Raw genomic sequence first — 579 nt, forward strand, 5'->3', positions numbered from 1 at the left:
CTTCCAGCCCCTTCACGCAGGCCAGCAGTGCCAGTGCGGCAACGGTGCCGGCCAGGCACCAGCCCATGAGTTCCTGAAATGCGTCAGCAAGGCCATCGGGCAACAGCATTGAACACAAAAACAGGCTTGCTGCGCAGACCAGTGCGGTGAGAAATGCATGGACGAGGTCGATATCCCGGGGGCTTGCATGAATTCGCCAGGCGGTGAGCAATCCTGCTGCCATGCCTGCCAAAAGTCCGCCCATCAGTTTCATGGTGATTCCCCGTGTGGTTTGCGCTCCACCGGTTGTGTCCCGGTGTCGTTGTCTGGTGCATAGACCATACGGGCCGGCAGATCCATATTCAGTAGCCGGATGCCGGTGCACCCTGTAAGGCCTTTCTTCTCCTTGCGTAAGACATGGCTTACCGTTTTAGCGTGTGCAAAGTGTTCATGTAGACGTCAGGTTTTAGGCGCCTTGGCGGCGCGCTGGCCTTTTCTCCTACACGGGCATGCTCGTCCCTCCGGCAGAAACCGGAAGACGCTTCGCTTAAATTTGCAGCCATGAAAGACATCCAGGCCCAGTTACAGACGGGGATACGC

1 protein-coding gene is annotated in these 579 nt (G+C 57.7%); it reads right to left on the minus strand.

Annotation, left to right across the window (positions count from 1 at the left end):
• The coding region (locus AC1DWI_RS25860; protein ID WP_477726286.1) for a hypothetical protein at positions 1–253 on the minus strand (253 nt) is incomplete at its 3' end.
• Positions 254–579 lie beyond the last annotated feature (326 nt).

The sequence above is a fragment of the Polaromonas sp. P3_C2 genome, from assembly GCF_056402675.1.